At 45.8% G+C, this 18,444-nt stretch carries 15 protein-coding genes; 11 read left to right on the top strand and 4 right to left on the bottom strand.

What is annotated here, in order from left to right; translation table 11 throughout:
* Window positions 1–40 precede the first annotated feature (40 nt).
* From SPIGRAPES_RS08005 to SPIGRAPES_RS07975, 7 genes are all read left to right on the top strand, one after another.
* Window positions 41–1,438 (top strand): hypothetical protein, encoded by a 1,398-nt coding sequence (locus SPIGRAPES_RS08005; protein ID WP_014270267.1) that lies wholly within the window; start codon window positions 41–43, stop codon window positions 1,436–1,438.
* A gap of 318 nt (window positions 1,439–1,756) precedes the next feature.
* Window positions 1,757–1,927 carry a hypothetical protein gene (locus SPIGRAPES_RS17140; protein ID WP_014270266.1) on the top strand — a complete coding sequence of 57 codons (171 nt, stop codon included), beginning with the start codon at window positions 1,757–1,759 and terminating at the stop codon, window positions 1,925–1,927.
* Window positions 1,908–2,462 (top strand): hypothetical protein, encoded by a 555-nt coding sequence (locus SPIGRAPES_RS08000; protein WP_014270265.1) that lies wholly within the window; start codon window positions 1,908–1,910, stop codon window positions 2,460–2,462. The genes SPIGRAPES_RS17140 and SPIGRAPES_RS08000 overlap by 20 nt, the downstream gene beginning before the upstream one ends.
* A gap of 239 nt (window positions 2,463–2,701) precedes the next feature.
* Window positions 2,702–2,947, top strand: coding sequence for a hypothetical protein (locus tag SPIGRAPES_RS07995; RefSeq protein ID WP_014270264.1), 246 nt, complete (start codon window positions 2,702–2,704; stop codon window positions 2,945–2,947).
* Between the two features lie 132 nt (window positions 2,948–3,079).
* Window positions 3,080–4,435, top strand: a complete 1,356-nt coding sequence (locus SPIGRAPES_RS07990; RefSeq protein WP_014270263.1) for a DUF6880 family protein — start codon at window positions 3,080–3,082, stop codon at window positions 4,433–4,435.
* 308 nt (window positions 4,436–4,743) lie between these two features.
* The gene (locus SPIGRAPES_RS16555) at window positions 4,744–5,898 is read left to right on the top strand and encodes a helix-turn-helix domain-containing protein (protein WP_014270262.1); all 1,155 of its coding nucleotides are present in this window, start codon (window positions 4,744–4,746) and stop codon (window positions 5,896–5,898) included.
* A gap of 469 nt (window positions 5,899–6,367) precedes the next feature.
* On the top strand, window positions 6,368–7,510 hold the full coding sequence (locus tag SPIGRAPES_RS07975; RefSeq protein ID WP_014270261.1) for a Fic family protein: 1,143 nt from the start codon (window positions 6,368–6,370) through the stop codon (window positions 7,508–7,510).
* A 291-nt stretch (window positions 7,511–7,801) separates the two neighbouring features.
* On the opposite strand, the gene SPIGRAPES_RS07970 is transcribed toward SPIGRAPES_RS07975, so the two are convergent.
* Entirely contained in the window at window positions 7,802–8,893 is a 1,092-nt protein-coding gene (locus SPIGRAPES_RS07970) for a LacI family DNA-binding transcriptional regulator (RefSeq protein ID WP_014270260.1), read from the bottom strand.
* A gap of 169 nt (window positions 8,894–9,062) precedes the next feature.
* On the opposite strand from SPIGRAPES_RS07970, the gene SPIGRAPES_RS07965 reads away from it, so the two are divergent.
* From SPIGRAPES_RS07965 to yicI, 4 genes are all read left to right on the top strand, one after another.
* A complete protein-coding gene (locus tag SPIGRAPES_RS07965; RefSeq protein WP_014270259.1) occupies window positions 9,063–10,322 on the top strand; it encodes an ABC transporter substrate-binding protein in 1,260 nt (419 codons plus the stop codon).
* Window positions 10,323–10,387: 65 nt separating this feature from the next.
* Window positions 10,388–11,278, top strand: coding sequence for a carbohydrate ABC transporter permease (locus SPIGRAPES_RS07960; protein ID WP_014270258.1), 891 nt, complete (start codon window positions 10,388–10,390; stop codon window positions 11,276–11,278).
* Window positions 11,275–12,105, top strand: coding sequence for a carbohydrate ABC transporter permease (locus SPIGRAPES_RS07955; RefSeq protein ID WP_014270257.1), 831 nt, complete (start codon window positions 11,275–11,277; stop codon window positions 12,103–12,105). The genes SPIGRAPES_RS07960 and SPIGRAPES_RS07955 overlap by 4 nt, the downstream gene beginning before the upstream one ends.
* Window positions 12,106–12,133: 28 nt before the next feature.
* A complete protein-coding gene (gene yicI, locus SPIGRAPES_RS07950) occupies window positions 12,134–14,479 on the top strand; it encodes an alpha-xylosidase (protein WP_014270256.1) in 2,346 nt (781 codons plus the stop codon).
* A gap of 177 nt (window positions 14,480–14,656) precedes the next feature.
* On the opposite strand, the gene SPIGRAPES_RS07945 is transcribed toward yicI, so the two are convergent.
* The 3 genes from SPIGRAPES_RS07945 to SPIGRAPES_RS07935 all read right to left on the bottom strand — a co-directional run bounded on the left by SPIGRAPES_RS07945 (window position 14,657) and on the right by SPIGRAPES_RS07935 (window position 18,443).
* Entirely contained in the window at window positions 14,657–15,715 is a 1,059-nt protein-coding gene (locus SPIGRAPES_RS07945) for an ATP-binding protein (protein WP_081468768.1), read from the bottom strand.
* Between the two features lie 315 nt (window positions 15,716–16,030).
* Window positions 16,031–17,014, bottom strand: coding sequence for an aldose 1-epimerase (locus SPIGRAPES_RS07940; RefSeq protein ID WP_014270254.1), 984 nt, complete (start codon window positions 17,012–17,014; stop codon window positions 16,031–16,033).
* 4 nt (window positions 17,015–17,018) lie between these two features.
* Window positions 17,019–18,443: a hypothetical protein gene (locus SPIGRAPES_RS07935; protein ID WP_014270253.1), complete on the bottom strand. Its 1,425-nt coding sequence runs from the start codon at window positions 18,441–18,443 to the stop codon at window positions 17,019–17,021.
* Window position 18,444: the final 1 nt, after the last annotated feature.

Genomic DNA, 18,444 nt, shown 5'->3' with positions numbered 1-18,444 from the left:
CTCTGTTGTCGTCATTTTGACTTTTCCAGAGGAGAAGGGCTTGGAAAATTTTTCAAATCATTTTGGTATTCCTGAGAAAATTCTTAGGGAGTATGGAGCCGTGGACATCCCGCTGACAAGCGATTTGCCTCTATTCATTGATCCAATGCTGTTGTATTCAAGCCATAAGCCTGAATATGAAGCATTGCATGATAAGATCATACAAAGGTTTGAGTATCTGGTCATACTTGCAGAAATGGGTTCTGTTTACGAAAATGTGAAGAGAATTTTCAATTTCCAGGAAATCCCGTACAATTGGCTTGGTTTTTCAAGGGAAGGGAACAAAGGAAAGGGAGTTAAAGATACCTTCGGTAGGCAACTTTTGAATAACCTGAAGAAAGCCTTGGAGAACAATGGTGTCTCAGACAGTTCGCACATTGAGAAACTCTTTCTTATGGATGATAAAAGCGGACAAGATCGTATTAGCGATTTGTGCGTAAATATCATCCAAGATTATTTGTATTCATATACAGAGTCATTCGCAAAGAACTCTATCGATCCTGCGAAGTTGAAGGAATTCACGGTAGTTAAAGCTGATTTAAACTGCGAAACAGGTGAATTTATCTCGAAAACCTATACCCTTCCATTCATCATGTACAAAGGCAAACCAGAAAGAGTGATTCTTACCCCTTTGGATATGGTTAGGGAAACCAGGATGGCTATCAACCGTAGGGATTTTGTAAACAACTATTCCAAGATATTGGCAACAATTGATAACGATGCGTTGCGAGTATATGTAAATAGTATGCTCGAAGAGGCAGTGAAACGTTTTCTGGAAAAAAGGACGGCAAAGAAAAAACCAACAGAACGGACCTTGGAAAAAATTCGAATGAATGAGTTCTCCTCCCTTGCCTACTCGAGTAAACCTATTCTCTATGATTACTATATCAGAATGCAGGAGAATAACGGTACTGAAATACTGCAGCAGGGTATGTCTGAATTTCAAAAGGCTGATGAGCTATATCTGCAAAATGCAGGAAAGCTTACTAGTGGGTTGCAAGCTATTGAAGGGTTGTGTGGAAAAACTGGGTATGCACGATCGTCGGGGATATCGTTTCTCAAGAGTCTCAAAGGCTTGATTGAGCGCGATGGCTATAAGGATTGTCTTGAAAAAGGTGGGGAGCCTATACAGAAACAATCTGAGATTAACCAGTTTTTCAATATGGTTTTTTGGAATGTGTTTGGAAGAAGTCTTTTTGCAAAAATCGAACCAGAAATCGAGATCAAGAAGGCTAAACTTTTTGAAGGATCACACTATCTCAAGAATAATGGAGCGAACAGTTTGATTGCTTTGCTCTGTTTGCAACCGGAGGATGAGAAATCTGTTCTTGCTACTATCGAATCAAAGGGACTTAATGGGAAAATCGGGGACTCCATTTTTTTGATTACCTGTTATTAGAGATTTTAAAAGACGGTGCAGTAATCTGCGATCATTGCAGATTGCTGCCCTGTATATACATATTGATTGTGGCTACATCCATCAAGGTCAGGTTTCCCTTCTTATGAGTATTGCAGTGGTTATGCAAGGGTTCTTAACCTGCAGCCCCCTATTTTTTTGTATCAATAATGGCATAGGAGACCCGAAAAGGTCATTACAGAGCAAATTGATCAGTAATCCTGAATAGTATTGAAAACCCTTCCTTAACCTAGCTCTAATCATCGTTATATACTCATGATATCCTATTGTAAGTGGTTGTTGATAAAAAGGTAAAATGTTATGCAAAAACAGGATGAATATGTTTCACAGTTCAAGAACTTCTGTGGCAAGGTATTACAGAACAAACCCTTGACTGAGGAACTCCTGAAGAAAACAGGAATCTTTACCCCTACCGGGAGAATATCCAAGAATTATAATCATACGTTGAGTAATGTATCAAAAGCAAAATGACTTGATTTTTGGTTTTCATGGTTGCGATGAAAAATTGCGTGATGAAATAGTCAACAACCAGAAAAAGCTTCATCGAAGTACAAATTCATACGATTGGTTAGGTCTTGGGATGTATTTCTGGGAGAATAATCCATTGAGGGCCTTGCAATGGGCCGAAACAATGCAGAAGCATCCTCAAAACGGAAAACGGAAAACGGAAAACGGAAAACAGAAAATTGACAAACCGTCTGTGCTGGGCGCTGTAATATGTCCTGGGCAATGTCTAGATTTTCTCAGTTCTGAAAATATAAAATTACTTAGTCATGCCTATGCTTTTCTTTCTGAATCTAGCAACGGGCAAACTCTGCCAGCAAATAAGGGCAATGGTTTAATACGTGATTTGGATTGTGCCGTTATTCAAATGTTGATTACATTACAGGAAGAGCAACAAAATAAGAAAAATCTTTATGATAGTGTTCGTGGTGTATTTTTGAAGGTAAGGAAATCTATCCCACTGCAGGATTCAGAGAACAGAATCATATTCAAATATGTGTAAGAAATCCCAATTGTATAAAGGCCTACTTTGTTCCCCGAGATATTGATACCATCTATGCGCAGGTTTAATGGTGTAATTAAATATATCTAGAAGTCAATTCTGATGTAGGTTTTTACTTCCTTAACCCTTCTCAGGAACCCTATTTCCGCATCATGGTACTCGCAATTTTTTCTGTCTTGCTCTCAGTTGTTCTCTTTTGCTATCATCAATGGCTAGAATCCTTGAGGAGGGAAGGTGCAATGGCCTATCCAGAGCAACAATGGAAAGAAGCAAAGAGCCGGTGCAAGCTGAGCACGGAGGATATCCGTATCGCAAAGGAAATGGGGCTCAATCCAAAAAGCCTGATAAAGAATATTCCAAACAAGCAACAGGCATGGAAACTGCCCGTGAACGAATGGCTGCAATGCATGTGGGAAGACCGCCAGGAAAAGGCCAGAAAAAAACAACTGAGAAAGCAAGCAGCCTTGGAACAAGGATCTGAGTAAGAGGATTTGTTGCCAATAAGAGCTCCACAGAATCTACCGGCATGCTGTAGAACCAATGCCGGAAAGAGTAGAAACTTCTATCGCTTTCCTCCAGAATTCACAAAGATAGCTTACCCCTTCTTGGAGAGATAGATGCCTGATAATCGTAAACAGAAACTGATGGATCTTGGCCTCGAGACCCTTGCCGATACCCTGTTGGAGCTAGCAGACCATATTGCCCTGGTTGATGACAAGATCAACACCCTGGTAGCCCCTGAGAAAGAAAATATCAAACGATACAAACGAAAGTTGGCTGCATTGAGAAATTCCACCAAATACATTGGTGCTGAGATGACCGATTCCTTAGCCAATCTTCTGGAGAGGATGCTTGCAGACCTGGAAGCCGGGATAACAGACCCCGGCACCGGCTTGGACCTGGTCGCCGAGTTTATTGAGACCGATGCATTTGTCTTCGAGACGTGCGACGATTCCTATGGCACAGTCGCTGAAGTTTATCTCCATGCGGCTAGGGACCTGTTTTTCCGGTATGCCTCTTCCTGTCAGGACAAAGAGAAGGTGGCAACCCTGTTTCTGCAAGTGGCCACCAAGGATGACTATGGTGCACGTTCTTCCCTTGTGGAGAACCTTCCCAATTCCCTTGGGGAGCCGGTGTTGGCCCTCATGCTGGAGAAACTGCAGGCATTGCAAGCAAACGAGAAAGAAGAGAAGAAAAAGAAGACCTATGCCTTTATGACGGCATTCATTTGCCGTCAGCAGGAAGAAGCAAAGCTCTTTGCAGCTACCCTGCAAGGCAAGCAGGTAGAGCTGCCGACGCCTAAGATGCTTGCAGTAGCCCGTGTTTTCCTGGAAAGGAAAGATGCCGGATCGGCACTTGCCTGGGTCAAGAGAATCCCTGCAAACAATTCTTCCAATCGCTATGACATTGAGAAAATCCTGAAGGAAATCTATGCAATGCAAGGCGACCGGGAAAGCCTTGTCGCCCTGCAGTACGAAAACTTCAAGTCCTATCGTACGCTCGATACCTTCCAGGAACTGTTGCTTGTCATGGGGCAAGAAAAAAGGGAGGAATTTTTGGCTAGCGAGGTAAACGCTATCTTCCAAAACCCATCTTTCAATGACCACGACGCACAGTTTTTGGCAGACGTGGGAATGCTGGATGAATTGGAATCCTATGTATTTGCCAGGGTGGAGACATTGGATGGAAGAGATTACTATACCTTGCCTGAAATAGCCCATACGCTTGCAAAGCAAAAGCGCTATCTCGCCTCCTCTTTGCTCTATCGCAGCCTGTTGGATTCCATAATGGAACGTGCCTATGTAAAAAGCTACCACCATGGGGTAGACTATCTCAGAGCATTGGATGCTTTTGCTCCCCTAGTCAAAGATTGGAAGACCTTTCCAACGCATAACACGTATAAAACAAATCTCTTGCTGGAAAACAAGAGGAAAACCAGTTTCTGGAACCAATACCTGAAAAGCAAAGGCTGAGATACCTGCTTTCATACCAGCAAGTACAATACCCTCTCGATTCCATCAGAGGGGAAGATGATTCCCTTGAGGGACTTGGTGAGGTTTCCTGTTTCGCCAGCTTCCCCGTTTCTCATAATCCACAACTAACTTTCTTTACCGTAGTCAGGCTATTTTTTGAGGTAGTGCGCTCATGGTTATGTATAAAATTTTCGTAGAGAATAAAAAAAATATACTTTACAAATTAAATAGTACATGCGTGAATGATTGTATAGATTGCTAATGCCATCTAGTTGATGGTTTGTTTCCATCGCCAAGGAGGATTGGTTATGCCGGAATCGAGTAAAGCAAACGTGCCGAATTATCAAGAAGTCGGTGGCAGAATCAAGGAATTGAGGATAGCGCATAGCTTAAGCCAGGAAGTCTTCGCAGAAAAGCTGAATATGTCCCAGGGCCATCTCTCCAGGGTGGAGAAGGGTGCAATCATTTCCACTGCTCTCTGTGACCTGATTGCCGAGAAATTCAACACCACCAAGGAGTATCTTCTCTTTGGGGTGAAAGAAAAACCCTTGGGGGTAACCTCTTGTCCTGTTCCCGTGACAAAGAATACTGATGCCGGTTTTCCCAAGTTTTCGTTGGACCAGACTGATTTCATAGCCAGATCAAATATACAGATCAAGAAACTCCTTGAAGACTGCAAGTATGAGTACTCCTTCCTGGTACATGAAATAAGGGATGTTGACAGTATCCTGCATACTGATGACCAGCTCTATCCAACCACATCGTATTCCTTTTCCCTTACGGTTGAATGTTTGCCGTCTGGGTATGAATGGGTGGCAAGTGAAACGAAACGTAGTGAAGTCAACCTTGATCGGATAAAAGACCCGTATAATGAAATTGAACTTAAGAGACAGATGGAAGGAAAAGGGAGAAACTATACTTCTCGGAAGACGGCGAAGGATACTTGTCTGTTTGAGCCTTATTCTTTCAGGATGTTCTCCCCGTATGATTTTCTGGATACCGAATATGGAAGACTCAGTGATATCGGACGTTACCGGGAAGCAAAGGATATTGCTCTCTATGAAGGCTTGGAGTATCCCAAGGACTGCAACGATCCAATAGTCGATAAATTATCGCCCGATAGTAATGTCTATTTAGCCGATGGTACAATAGACCGGGGTGCGGAATTTGAACGCTTCAAGAAAATCATCCGCTCTGGTGTTGGTAGCAAATCCTTGATCCCAAGTCCGGTCCGAGCTCTTGAAGGTGAGTATTTCACCAGCGGCGGCGGGGTAATCTACAAGGGGCGCCGATATGGATTGGGTTTCAGGGGGCGTCTCGGGATTACGGTTGATTCTCATGAATTTGGTGAAAATGAGGTCCAGTTCACCATCGATGACAAACTCATCAGTGCATCGCAATTCATTGATATGCTTACCACATATCAAGGCTGGCAGATGAGCTTCAAGTTTGAATCTGTCTGAATATAGTTACCAAAAAGGAATTTCGCATTTTCGGCAGAAACCGTTGGGGATTTTCACTGCATTCCTGTAAAAGATTGAAGGAATTGTTTCCTGTACGTATTTCTGTGATTTCCTTCTCTCTATTGAAAACATCGAATATGACCAAAAGCATAGGGAAAATAGTAAAACGTTTTCGATATAACGAACATTGTTCACAACAGGATTCTGGTTCATTCCCAAGGCAGCCTTCACAACAACACTTCCGCTGTGCCCTGTTACCAACAATCGGACTATCTTGCCAGGTGCATCAGGGCTCCTGATCCTGTCTCATCTAGTCAGTGAAGGTTTGCCTTTGCAATTCCTTACATTGGCTATCTTGAGATAACAGCCAAGAAATGGCTTCTTTATTTCAATTTAACTATTTAAAATGAAATTACTATGCTATCATTGAGTATGTTGTTTTAGTTTACTTCAAGGAGAATTCATTAGAATGGGAAACAGGGCAGGTACTTGGAAAACACAGCTTTCAGACCAAGCGACATACCATTCGTTTGTCCCTTCACCCCTTCCTCCTCAACCTCCTATCGAAATTGATGGCGAGATGATGGAATTGCTCATACAAGCCAACAGGGGTATTTCCCGGTTAGAGAGCATTTCCTCCTTAATCCCGCATGTAGCGCTTTTTGTGTCGATGTATGTCCGCAAGGAGGCGTTGATGTCATCCCAGATTGAAGGGAATCAGTGTACGCTGGAGGATGTGCTCGACCCGATGCTGGAAGCAAATACAAATCGGGATGTCTCGGATGTTCTCAACTATATCAAGGCTACTGAGTTTGCAATCCAGCATCTGAAGGAACTGCCACTGTGCAATCGTCTGATCAGGGAGACACATGCAGTCCTGATGGAGGGCGTTCGTGGCCAGGAGAAAAGTCCTGGAGAATTTCGCACCTCGCAGAACTGGATTGGAGGGGAGGGGATTTCCCTGCAGCATGCGCGGTTCATTCCTCCTCATCCTGATGATATGGTCGTGGCGATGTCGGATCTTGAGAAGTATATCAATGGTACTGACAAACTGGATGTATTGGTTCGAGCCTCTTTAATTCATTATCAGTTTGAGACAATCCATCCTTTCCTTGACGGCAATGGCCGCATAGGGCGCTTGCTGATTACGCTGTTTCTTATGGGAAACGGAATTCTGACGACACCTGCATTGTACATCTCCTATTTCCTGAAGAGGAACAGGGTCGAGTACTACGACCGGTTGACCGAAGTTCGTACCAAGGGCGACTATGAGCAGTGGATCAAGTTCTTCCTCAGGGCCGTCGGTGAGTCCGCCGAGGATGCTCATGAGAATATCATACGCCTAAAAAGACTTCACGATGCCCATGAGACTCGTATCAACACGCTCGGGCGTGCCAGACTTACTGCGCTTCAACTGTTTGCCTATCTAGAGCGCAATCCCATTATAGAAATCAATAAGACAGCCCAAGCTTTGCAACTTTCGTACAATACGGTCGCAAGTGCAGTCAAGCGCTTGATCGATGCCAACATACTGGTCCCATCGAGTGGAAGGCTGAGGGGAAGGACCTTTGCCTATAAAGCGTATCTGGATATCCTGAAAGAAGGGACTTGAGCTATAAGGCAATTTCGTCACTATTTGGGTGGGATGGAACAACTGTGGTACGGGAAAACTTGGCATATGGTCAGTCAACCAGGAACAAGTCATACAGTCCAAGCTTAACAACCTTTTGCCAAAGAGCGTGAATTTCTTCTGGGAAACAAGAAAATACCCCAAGGCTTATTAGCCTGCCTGTCTCTTTTTAAACATGCATGGGAGCCATTTCCTTCTCAATTGCCTCTGTTGTGGTTTGCAACCATCGGCAACTACACTGTCTTTCTATTATATCGTACCTTCAAATCCTTGCTATATCGTGAACTGAAACTCATTCTGGCTGCGTATCAGGTTGCTGTTCTCTGACAGTACCAGGGTATGGACTATCTCGATATCGGGGATCTTCTTTGGCTTCTTTTCCTCAAGGATCTGCTCAAGGGCCTTTACCGTGTAATAGCCTTGGAGTATTGGGCTCTGGTAGACCACAGCCGAAAGCATCCTTGTTTCCAGGTCAAATACTGCAGAACCATCCAGGTCATGGAGAACCGTAATGACATTCTGTCTTGGCAGGGTCTTCAAGGCTGAGAGAAAATCGGTATTGAAGGCAGGTATCAGGTAGATTGCCTGGACCTTGTTCTCATACTTTTTAAGCACATCCAGGATCTGGTTGTCCCTGTAGCCTGGTTGCAGTTTGGTGTTGATGTACTCCACGTGGCAAGTAATGTTCGGGTACCGGGTGCTGAGCAACGCTTGAAATCCTTCCAGCCGCATGGCATTGATATCAGGGGAGTCTGTAACCTTTACATCTTCCTCATTGCATTGGATTACCAAGACCTCCTGCTTTTGTGACAACTGCAGGGCCCTCCCGATGTAGTCGGCGGCAAGTCTCCCCCCGGCAGCGTAATCGCTTCCGATATAGCAGAGCCTCTCGCTTTGGGGGGCATCGGTATTGAACGTGACAAATGGAATCCCTGCTTGTTCCAGTTCCCCAAAGATTGCAGGCATATCGTATTTATGCTGGTTTACCAGGGCAACAGCATCAATGCCTTTTTCAATATCCTCTCGCAAGAGCTTTAGGTACGTTTCTGAGTCGTGTTCCGGGATCCTGTGATACGTAACCTCATAATTGAAGGGGTGGATCTGCTGGGCTGCAATCTCCACTCCTTTGTCAATATCATTCCAGAAGTACTCGGGAAGGGAAGATGAGAACAGGGAAATTCGTTTGGTGGTATTGCGTACCAATACCTGGGAGGCCTTGTGCGGTACATAGGCCATCTTTTCGGCATACTCGAAAATTCTTTGCTTGAGCTCTTCCGATACATATCCCGTTCCATTAAATGCCCGGTTGACAGTAATAAACGATATCCCTAAATCCCGAGCTATATCTTTCTGTGTAATTCCCATGCAATTCCTTCTTTCCTGTCGATACTACAACATTTTGTTAAGATACGTCAGCTATTTTTAGTACCCTTATATATCTATCTTCTTTTATTTGACAACTGAACTTTGCTATGTTATACGTATAACATAGATAGTTGCTTCATTCAAGGAAAAGCGAAAAAAGGAGATTCTCATGAAAAAGACTTTGACCGTAGTAATGCTTCTGCTCTTGCTCTTCAGTCCTGTCTTTGCAGCAGGGCAAAAAGAAATGGCAAAAGGCCCCGTAACTCTCAGTGTATTGTTCTACAGCCCTGAACTCGCTGACCAATACAACGATATGATCGCCGCCTATAAAGCGGAAACCGGGGTTACTCTGGACATCACTGTTTTGCAGACCGATTATCGGTCTGTCCTTACCAGTAGGCTGAACTCCGGGGATATCCCCGATATCTTCATGAGCAGTGCCTATAGTGACAACTCAACCTACAAGGATTATGTCTACGACCTTACTGACGAGGATTTTATGAAACAAATCCAACCCTCGGCTCTCCAGGGCGTAACTGTCAACGGTAGGGTATTGGGCTATCCCTTCCTGGTCCAGTCCCATTCTTTCATCTACAACAAGAAAGTATTCAAGGACAATGGGATTACTACGCTTCCCCGTACACTCGGTGAATTCGAGGCAGTAGCTAAAAAACTACAGGCAAATGGCGTGCAGCCGTTTGCAACCGGTTTTAAGGAATTCTGGGTACTCCCCCAGACTGCCTGGCAGGCTTTAGCTGCAATCCCGGTAAAAAATTACGGCGGATATGAGAACTTTGTGTCCATGCTCAATGCCGGTACCTTGAAATTCAAGGATATCCCTGAAATGAGTCAGGTATTTGACCTTCTGGACCTTATCGGAACGTATGGTGGGCCGAAACCCAATGAATCGGATTTCAGTGACCAGACTTCTTCGCTTGCAACCGGAAAAGTTGCAATGATCCACCAAGGCAACTGGGCCGAGGATTCGATTCGAAAAACCAACCCTGAAGTAGAACTGGGGTTCTTGGTCGGACCGACCGGAAATGACGCCTTGACAGCCGGGATTATGTTTGACTCAAACCAGACCATCCGTATTGCCAAGGATAGCAAGAACCTCCAGGCAGCCATTGACTGGCTTAGATGGCTTACTACCTCCGATTACGGGAAGAATTGGATACCTGGCAAGGTAAAACAACTTTCCCCAATTATCGGAGCCCCCTCTCCTGATTCCCAGATTGCCAAGGCAACATCGGACCTGTTGGCCTCGGGGGTGGCAGGTTATCCTTGGTTCTACCAGATGTTCCCCACCGGAACCGAGCAACAGCTGGGTTCAATCCTCCAAGGCTATTGCGCCGGGCAAACCAACCGCGCCCAGACCTTGGACGCACTTGATGCTACGTATGCAAAGATTGCCAAAGCAGCTTTGTAGTTCGTTTCTCATCTTTTGATTAGGGCCGGGGAGTTCTTTACTCCCGGCCCTGCTGGATATACCAAATGACCCAATTGAAAAAAAAGCAACTCAACCGAGTCCTGGTGTTTTGTGGATTTACCATCCCTGCATTCCTGGCAATTCTCCTGTCTGTTGAAATACCGTTTCTGATGAGTGTCATTTCTTCCTTTACCAAATGGAATGGCCTTGACCGGGTACAGACATTCATCGGTCTCGAGAATTACAAAGAACTGTTTCTTGATGACAGTGACATGTGGAAATCCATGTGGTTCACACTCAGACTGACCTTGTGTTCGGTGGTGGTCATCAACCTTGTGGCCTTGTTCCTCGCCGTCCTGCTGGACAGTGACATCAAGGGTAAGAATACATTGAGGGCTGCCTTCTATGTCCCCAATATTATCAGCTTGATCATCATTGGCTACATTTGGAGATTCATATTCTCTGCTGGTTTTGAATCCTTTTTCCAGAAAACCGGGTGGAGCGTCTTTATGTCCAGCTGGCTTGGGGATACCCACCTGGTGTTCTTCAGTGTCTTGCTGGTTTCTGTCTGGAATGCGCTCGGTTTTTACCTGGTTGTCTACATAGCCGGGCTCCAGTCGGTACCCCACGATCTGATAGAAGCCTCGATGATAGACGGGGCTTCGAGACCGTTGCGGTTTTTCCGTATTACGCTGCCTATGATCATGCCCTCGATTACGGTATGCGTGTTTTATTCCCTTTCCAACGGGTTGAAGGCCTTCGATGTTATTTTGAGTCTCACCAATGGAGGCCCTGGCAATGCGACGACCACCGTTGCCTTGGATATTTATAGGACTGCCTTTGTCATTAACCGCTTTGGCTATGGAACTGCCAAGTCAGTCATCTTGTTCCTCATGATCCTGTTGCTTTCCATTTTACAGGTACGTTCTTTCAAGCAGAAGGAGGTGGAGGTATGAAACGACGTCCTGTTTCTTCTTTCCTGACAACAGGAATCCTTAGCTTGGTAGCGTTAGTATATCTGTATCCCTTGTTTCTGGTGGTGATCAATTCTTTCAAGTCATTTTCGGAAATCACGACAAACGTATTGGCGCTTCCCACTTCCTTTTCCTTTGATAATTTTCTCCAAGCGTTTGCCATCATGCAGTACCCAAGGTATTTTCTCAACACTTTGATCGCTACCTCTCTCGGGGTAAGCGGGGTGGTTGTGGTAAGTTCCCTTGCCGGGTTCAAGCTTTCAAGGACCAAGACCCGGTACAGTTGGGTTATGTTCCTTGTTTTGATAGCCCCCATGATGATTCCCTTTCATTCGTTCATGATTGCCTTGGTGAAGGTAGCCAAGGAACTGCACCTTATTGGGTCCCCCTGGGGGCTTGGCGTGCTCTATTGGGGGCTTGGATCATCCCTTGCCCTGTTTATGTACCATGGAGCGGTGAAGGGTATACCCCATGAATTGGATGATTGCGCTGAGATAGACGGGGCTTCGCCCCTTAGGGCATTCTTCCAGATAATCTTCCCGTTGCTGCAACCGGTTACCGTTTCGGTAATCGTGATCAACACCATGTGGATGTGGAATGATTTCCTGCTTCCCCTGCTGGTACTCAGTGGCTCAAAGAAATCGCTCACCTTGCAACTGGCAGCCTACAATTTCTTTGGCCTCTATAAAGTGGAGTGGAACTATGCGATGGCAGGGGTGTTGCTGACTATTCTTCCTGCAGTCATTTTCTACCTTTGCCTGCAACGGTACATCATAAAGGGAATGGTTGCAGGTTCGGTTAAGACATGATCGTTGCAAATATAGTGAGGATGGCAATATGAAATTTAGAGATGGGTATTGGGGAATCCAGAAAAACGTAAAAATGATCAATAAAGTGGAGATCCAGGATAGCAAGGCCGAAAACGGTTGCCTTACGGTCTATGCTTCACCCAAACGTATCGTCGGCCGTGGCGATACGTTAAACACTCCCTTGCATACCTTGGAATTTTCTTCCCCCCTTGAGAACGTGATCCATGTCCGTTCCTATCATTTCAAGGGAGCCTTACATACGGGCCCTCAATTCGAGCTTGCCCCAGACAAACCCGAACAGTTGCAATTTTCCCAGTCAGAGGAAGGCTGGGAGGCAATCAGTGACCAGCTAAGCGTCAGCGTGGGGAAAAAAGGACCCTGCTCGGTTGCTTTTTCCTATGCGGGGAGAGAACTTACTGCCAGTATCGGGTCACTCAGCGGGCACGCCACAGTCGATGGGGACCAAGCCTACCAATGCGAATACCTCTCCCTTGGGGTGGGTGAGACAATCTATGGTTTAGGCGAACGGTTTACTCCCTTCGTCAAGAATGGACAAGTCGTGGACATTTGGAATGAGGATGGGGGGACCAGTAGCGAGCAAGCTTACAAGAATATTCCGTTCTACCTTTCTTCCAAAGGGTATGGGGTGTTGGTGTCCGATCCTGGAAAAGTTTCTTTTGAAGTGGGCTCTGAAGTGGTAACCGCTGTCCAGTTCTCCGTTAAGGGGGAATGTTTGGATTACTACCTTATTGGAGGGGAGACCCTCAAGCAGGTACTTGCTTCCTATTCCTTGCTTTGCGGTAAACCAGCGCTTCCTCCTCCCTGGTCGTTTGGGTTATGGTTGTCTACTTCCTTTACAACGGATTACGACGAGACAACGGTCAATGGATTCCTTGACGGTATGACAAAACGCAACATTCCACTCCAGGTCTTCCACTTTGACTGTTTCTGGATGAAGGAATTCCAATGGGTTGATTTTGTCTGGGATGAACGGCAATTCCCGGATCCTGTTGCCATGATAAAGCGTATGCATGCAAAAGGACTCCATGTCTGCGTATGGATAAACCCCTATATTGCCCAGAAGTCAGTGTTGTTCGATGAAGGGATGGCCAAAGGGTACCTGGTCAAGAAACAGGATGGCAGTGTCTGGCAATGGGACCGATGGCAGGCAGGAATGGCTTTGGTTGACTTTACCAACAGGGAGGCCGTCTCTTGGTTCCAGTCAAAACTGCAGAAACTTCTGGATATGGGGGTGGATACGTTCAAGACCGATTTTGGTGAACGCATCCCTACTGAAGTTGTGTACCATGACCAGAGTGACCCTCTTAAAATGCATAACTTTTATACCTACCTGTACAATAAAGCAGTCTTTGAACTGGTGGAAAAGAACAGGGGAGTCCATGAGGCCCTGGTGTTTGCCCGCAGTGCTACAGTCGGGGGGCAGAAGTTCCCTGTTCACTGGGGTGGCGATTGCTCTGCAACCTATGCCTCGATGGCAGAAAGCCTTCGTGGGGGTCTTTCCCTTTCCCTTTCGGGTTTTGGGTTCTGGAGTCACGATATCGGGGGCTTCGAAAAGACGGCCACCCCCGATTTGTTCAAACGATGGGTTGCCTTTGGTCTCTTGTCTTCCCATAGCAGGCTACATGGCAGTGAGTCCTATCGGGTGCCTTGGAATTATGATGACCAGGCAAGTGAAGTCTTGCGTCATTTCGTGGAACTGAAATGTTCCTTGATGCCCTATCTGTTCGGCCAAGCGGTCAAGACGCATCAAACAGGGGTTCCGATGATGCGTTCAATGGTCTTGGAGTATCCTGAAGACCCTTGCTGTGCCTATCTTGACCGGCAATATCTGTTGGGGGATTCGCTTCTTGTTGCCCCTGTTTTCAGTTCGGATGGCATTGTTTCCTACTACCTTCCCCAAGGTGTCTGGACGAATTTCCTCAATGGAAGACAGGTCGAGGGAGGAAGATGGTATAACGAACACCATGACTATTTCAGCTTGCCTTTGATGGTTCGCCCCAATAGCCTGCTGGCCGTTGGCAATGATATAACCAGAACCGATTATGATTTTTCCGATGGGGTTTGTTTCCATGTATTCGCATTGGATGATGGCAACAGTATTTCCGTCGGTGTGAGTGACCACGAAGGGAAGGAGGTAGTGACCTGCACGGTATCGAGAAGCGGGTCTACCTATGAGGTGGTAAAGACAGGAAAGAAAACTCCCTGGAGTGTTTGCCTAAGGGGAATCGAGAAGATAGGCTCAAATAGTGCAGGGGTAGTGGCTGAAGGGAATCTGGGTTGTACCGTGACGTTGGGGCCGCAGGAAGAAACGGTGGTGGTTATTGATTTGAACGGTACTTCTTTGCAGCGATAGTGATTGCAACAGGTACGAAGAGATTGGAAAACAGGAACACCTTTCTGCCAAAGGGCAGAAGGGTGTCTGCCGTGAAAGATTGAAAAGACAGTTCAGGCAAACGGCAGGCAGGGAACCTGCCAGCAAAAAACAGTTGGAAGAGCAGAGGCCTTGGCTTTTCAGCATCTCAGACTGATTTCACGTGTCCAGGAGAAATTCTATGATATTCCTTTGTTTGATTCCGTTGCGATTGAAACCTGTCAGGGAGTCCGTGGAGATTACAACCTTCTCATAATTATCGTCAATCGCCTCCAATGGTTCGAATTCGCGTTGTGTATTGTCCTTCGTCAGAATGTAACATACCTGGGCATAGAGTCTTTCATCGGTATGGGTAGCAATGAAGTCAATTTCATAAGAACCCTGTTTTCCGATGTTGACAGTCCATCCCCTCCGAAGCAGTTCGAGGAACACTACATTTTCCAGCATTCCCCCGATATCATTGTCACGATACCCCCTTGTTGCATGGCGCAGACCCAAGTCCGAGACAAAATATTTCTCCTGGGTCTCGAGAAGTCGTTTTCCCTTGATATCGAAGCGTGGCACCTTATGGATCAAAAATGCACTCTCCAAGGCCTTGATGTAGGTGTACACCGTCTCGGTGCTGAGTTTTCTCCCTTGGTTTTTTAAAAAATCTGAGATGGTCTTTGCAGAGAACGTGTTCCCGATATTGTCCATCAGGTATAGAACGACCTTTTCAAGCAAATCTATATCGCGAATTTTGTTTCGCTTTATTACATCTTTTAAAAGTACGGTATTGAACATGTCAAGCAGATACCGTAAAAGGACCGCATCGTCCCATTTCATTTCATGGATTCCCGGAAGACCACCATATCGAAGGAAGTTGGAGAAGTGTTGCTCCGTACTCAAGCCGGCTTCATCGTCGTTGGTTTTGGCAAACTCAAGATATTCGCAAAATGAGAGTGGGTAGACACTGATTTCAACGTAACGTCCGGAAAGCAAGGTTGCCAATTCGCCTGAGAGCAACCTCGCGTTGGAACCGGTTATATAGATGTCGCAGTCACAATCGACACGGACTGAGTTGATCACCCGCTCCCAGGATGGAACTTCCTGGATTTCGTCGATGAACAGGTATACCTTGCCCTTTGCGGCTTTGGATGCAGTGATAATTGCCTGGTACAATGTCTTGTAGTCTTTTAGGTCCTCGTACTGCAATGATTCGAAGTTGGCGAAGAATATTTGGGGTTCCTCTGCCCCGCGTCTTTAATGACAGCCTCCCCGATGGTTGTAGGAAGGGGGCAGGTAACCGTACTGGTCACCGTGAGGTAACCAAAAATCCAGTGATAATTCCATTGCTTCAATTAACAGAAAACTTACTATATAACATATAATAAGTTAGAACGACATAATACTGTTAGAATTAAGTGTTGGAATATAATGGATTATATCTGCAACACATTGGGAATATCCCTGAGACCTCAAGTGAAGGATTCCTATACAACAAGGGAGGCCTGAATTCTAAGGGAAACATGTTTGATGGCGAGTATAGCTGCTTTATATTAGTGGAATCGTTACCCCTTGGAGCTTTGATTCCAGCTGGATTGATTGGCCAGGCTCAAGTACCATGAATCCTGTTTGGTCTGGCGCAAGTGGTGAATTAGGTGCATCAACCATCCAGGTTTGTGGCTCTACACAGATGAAGCCCTGATTTCCTCCTCCATTGAAGAGCATCCAGAATGTATACTGGGATTCTGTCGTGTATCGAAGGGCCCTGCCGGAAGGTACATGGAACAGCAACGACTCATGAAGGTTCTTGTCACAGGTAAAATGATTCGAGATAGCCTTATCTGAAAATTGGAGTCCTTTTTTGCCAAGCTCATGCAGCAACGGGCTGTCAGGCAGATAGTTTCCCGTAGGAATGATTGTAGTTCGGTCTAATTCGATTTCCTCGCCAACCGATACCTTGATTTTGTAATCCGATGGTTCTGTATGGGGAAGAAAACAAGCATTGAAGGTAGTATGAAATCCCAGACCTGCAGGCATGGATCTGTTGCTCCTGTTTTCCAGCTGGACAAGCTGGTGGAGCCCTGATTGATCAAGCAGATAGCGCAGGCTTATTTTGAACGCATGGGGAAATGAAAGGTAGGGTTCCTTTATAGTGGCTTCATAGCAAAAAGAAAGAGAGGCCTTTTGAGTATCACACTCCATGGAGTCAAGGGCGAATGGTGTAGAACTTAAAAATCCATGGATGTGATGGCCCCTAGCTGGCTCGTTGATCGGAAACCGATACAAGTTGCCACCAAAAAAGAACATGCCGTTGCAAATCCTATTTGGAGGGAAAAGGAGTGGCATCCCATAGAGGTTCGGATTTTCTCCCAATTCGGAAAAAGAATTCGGCGTTCGTAAGAAATTGGCCTCGTGTTCGGCAAAGGAAATACAATTTGCCCCCCTAGCTGCACAAATAAAAGCAGTATAAGGCCCTGCTTCCATTCGATATCCTGGGATATCTTTGTAGTGGGTGAATAGAATGGTTGCCATCTTGCTAGATTTGATGAAATTCAAACCGCATGATCGTTGCGATATCTTCCAGTTCTTTCAGATAATTCCCTTCTGCGATGGCAAAGTGCTGGGTAATCCCGATGTCCATAAGTTCCTGGAAGAATGTAATGCAAGGTTTCTTTGGCTTGAAGAGTCCATGGGTGTAGCCTGCAAGGTGGTGTGTTGTCGGAAGGGCATCAATAAGAGAACATACAAGCTTATACGTTCCGTTACATTCCGAAATGTGGAGCATGGTTTTCTGGCCTTCTGCAATTACATGCCACGCAAAGGGTGCCCCGGCGAATGTATAATCGGTTTTAGCAAACCGTTCATCGCGGGAAATCAAGGTTTTCCCCATCGGGTCAGTATAATCATTGGGGCCGGCATGGCCAGCTTCAAATACATCACGTTCTTGGTCGATGTGAAACGGTTCAATAAACTGGACAGGCTTGCGTGAGAGTAATTTCAGGATGTAGGTAGCCAAGGCCCCACCCACATCGCCTTCCGGTACGATGACAATATCATCGGTACCTGGACACGGCGTGAACCCCGGACGTAATCCGATGGTACGCAGAAGAACTTCATCTACATCATTGAGAACCAAAACCTCTACCCCGGCTTTTCTGCCTAGATGTTCCAGAGCCAGAGATGCTGCAACGGAAGCTTTCAACATATCCGTTGCCACCGTATTGTCTGAATCGTATTGATTCAGTAAAGCTTCCATGGCCTGTGCAACTTCTTGGGCAGGTAACGCTTCGATTTCCTGTTGCAACCCCAGCACAGAAAGGAACCTGATTTCTGGGCCTACCTGCATAAAGAAAGCATATATATCAACATAGGTAGACCACATTACCTTGTTGAAGGAAGGCAACAACCCAAAATTGGTATTCTTTAGTTTGCTGCGAATGGCACTGGCCAGGGCAAACGTACGGCAGGTTTCCATAATGTCGGAAAGTGTCCCTATGGCCCGTTTCATCATGGGACGATCGAAACGACTGGCAGAACCTGAGGCTTCAAGCATCCCGACCAACGAGCCGGCAGAGAGAAATTCAACAAAACGGTCCTCATTCAGAGAATCGGAAAACCCCAGGGAATCCCGTACCAAAGAGGCAAAAAGGATAGGAATCGGTTTCATGTCACGCAAAAAGCGAATCCAGGCAAAGTCATCGGACCAAGAAAGGAAACAGGCAAAGACCATATCGACTTTTCTTGATTCGAATACATCCATTGCTTCTTGGAGGTCTTCCCTGGAATAGACAATCCGCTCGAACACCGGATTCGAAAAAGCAGAGAGATCCGAAAGAATACGCTTTGCTTCAGCTTCCTTGCGTTCAAAATATATCCCATGTTCAGTACCTTTCCCCAGATCATGGAAGCGGGGAGTAGTAATGAATAAAACACCTACTGTAGGAACAAGCTCTGGCCTCATG

Origin of the sequence: Sphaerochaeta pleomorpha str. Grapes (genome assembly GCF_000236685.1) — a bacterium.
GTDB classification, from domain to species: Bacteria; Spirochaetota; Spirochaetia; order Sphaerochaetales; family Sphaerochaetaceae; genus Sphaerochaeta; species Sphaerochaeta pleomorpha.
The sequence above is the reverse complement of the archived record's forward strand: the minus strand, read 5'-3'. Positions and strand labels throughout refer to the sequence as shown.

Bases quoted from the DNA above. Each gene is read 5' to 3' on its own strand.
- SPIGRAPES_RS17140 (WP_014270266.1), top strand. From the start codon at position 1,757: ATGCAAAAACAGGATGAATATGTTTCACAGTTCAAGAACTTCTGTGGC.
- yicI (WP_014270256.1), top strand. From the start codon at position 12,134: ATGAAATTTAGAGATGGGTATTGGGGAATCCAGAAAAACGTAAAAATG.
- SPIGRAPES_RS08000 (WP_014270265.1), top strand. From the start codon at position 1,908: ATGTATCAAAAGCAAAATGACTTGATTTTTGGTTTTCATGGTTGCGAT.
- SPIGRAPES_RS07960 (WP_014270258.1), top strand. From the start codon at position 10,388: ATGACCCAATTGAAAAAAAAGCAACTCAACCGAGTCCTGGTGTTTTGT.
- SPIGRAPES_RS07935 (WP_014270253.1), bottom strand. From the start codon at position 18,443: ATGAGGCCAGAGCTTGTTCCTACAGTAGGTGTTTTATTCATTACTACT.
- SPIGRAPES_RS07995 (WP_014270264.1), top strand. From the start codon at position 2,702: ATGGCCTATCCAGAGCAACAATGGAAAGAAGCAAAGAGCCGGTGCAAG.
- SPIGRAPES_RS07965 (WP_014270259.1), top strand. From the start codon at position 9,063: ATGAAAAAGACTTTGACCGTAGTAATGCTTCTGCTCTTGCTCTTCAGT.
- SPIGRAPES_RS07990 (WP_014270263.1), top strand. From the start codon at position 3,080: ATGCCTGATAATCGTAAACAGAAACTGATGGATCTTGGCCTCGAGACC.
- SPIGRAPES_RS07975 (WP_014270261.1), top strand. From the start codon at position 6,368: ATGGGAAACAGGGCAGGTACTTGGAAAACACAGCTTTCAGACCAAGCG.
- SPIGRAPES_RS07955 (WP_014270257.1), top strand. From the start codon at position 11,275: ATGAAACGACGTCCTGTTTCTTCTTTCCTGACAACAGGAATCCTTAGC.
- SPIGRAPES_RS07940 (WP_014270254.1), bottom strand. From the start codon at position 17,014: ATGGCAACCATTCTATTCACCCACTACAAAGATATCCCAGGATATCGA.
- SPIGRAPES_RS16555 (WP_014270262.1), top strand. From the start codon at position 4,744: ATGCCGGAATCGAGTAAAGCAAACGTGCCGAATTATCAAGAAGTCGGT.
- SPIGRAPES_RS07970 (WP_014270260.1), bottom strand. From the start codon at position 8,893: ATGGGAATTACACAGAAAGATATAGCTCGGGATTTAGGGATATCGTTT.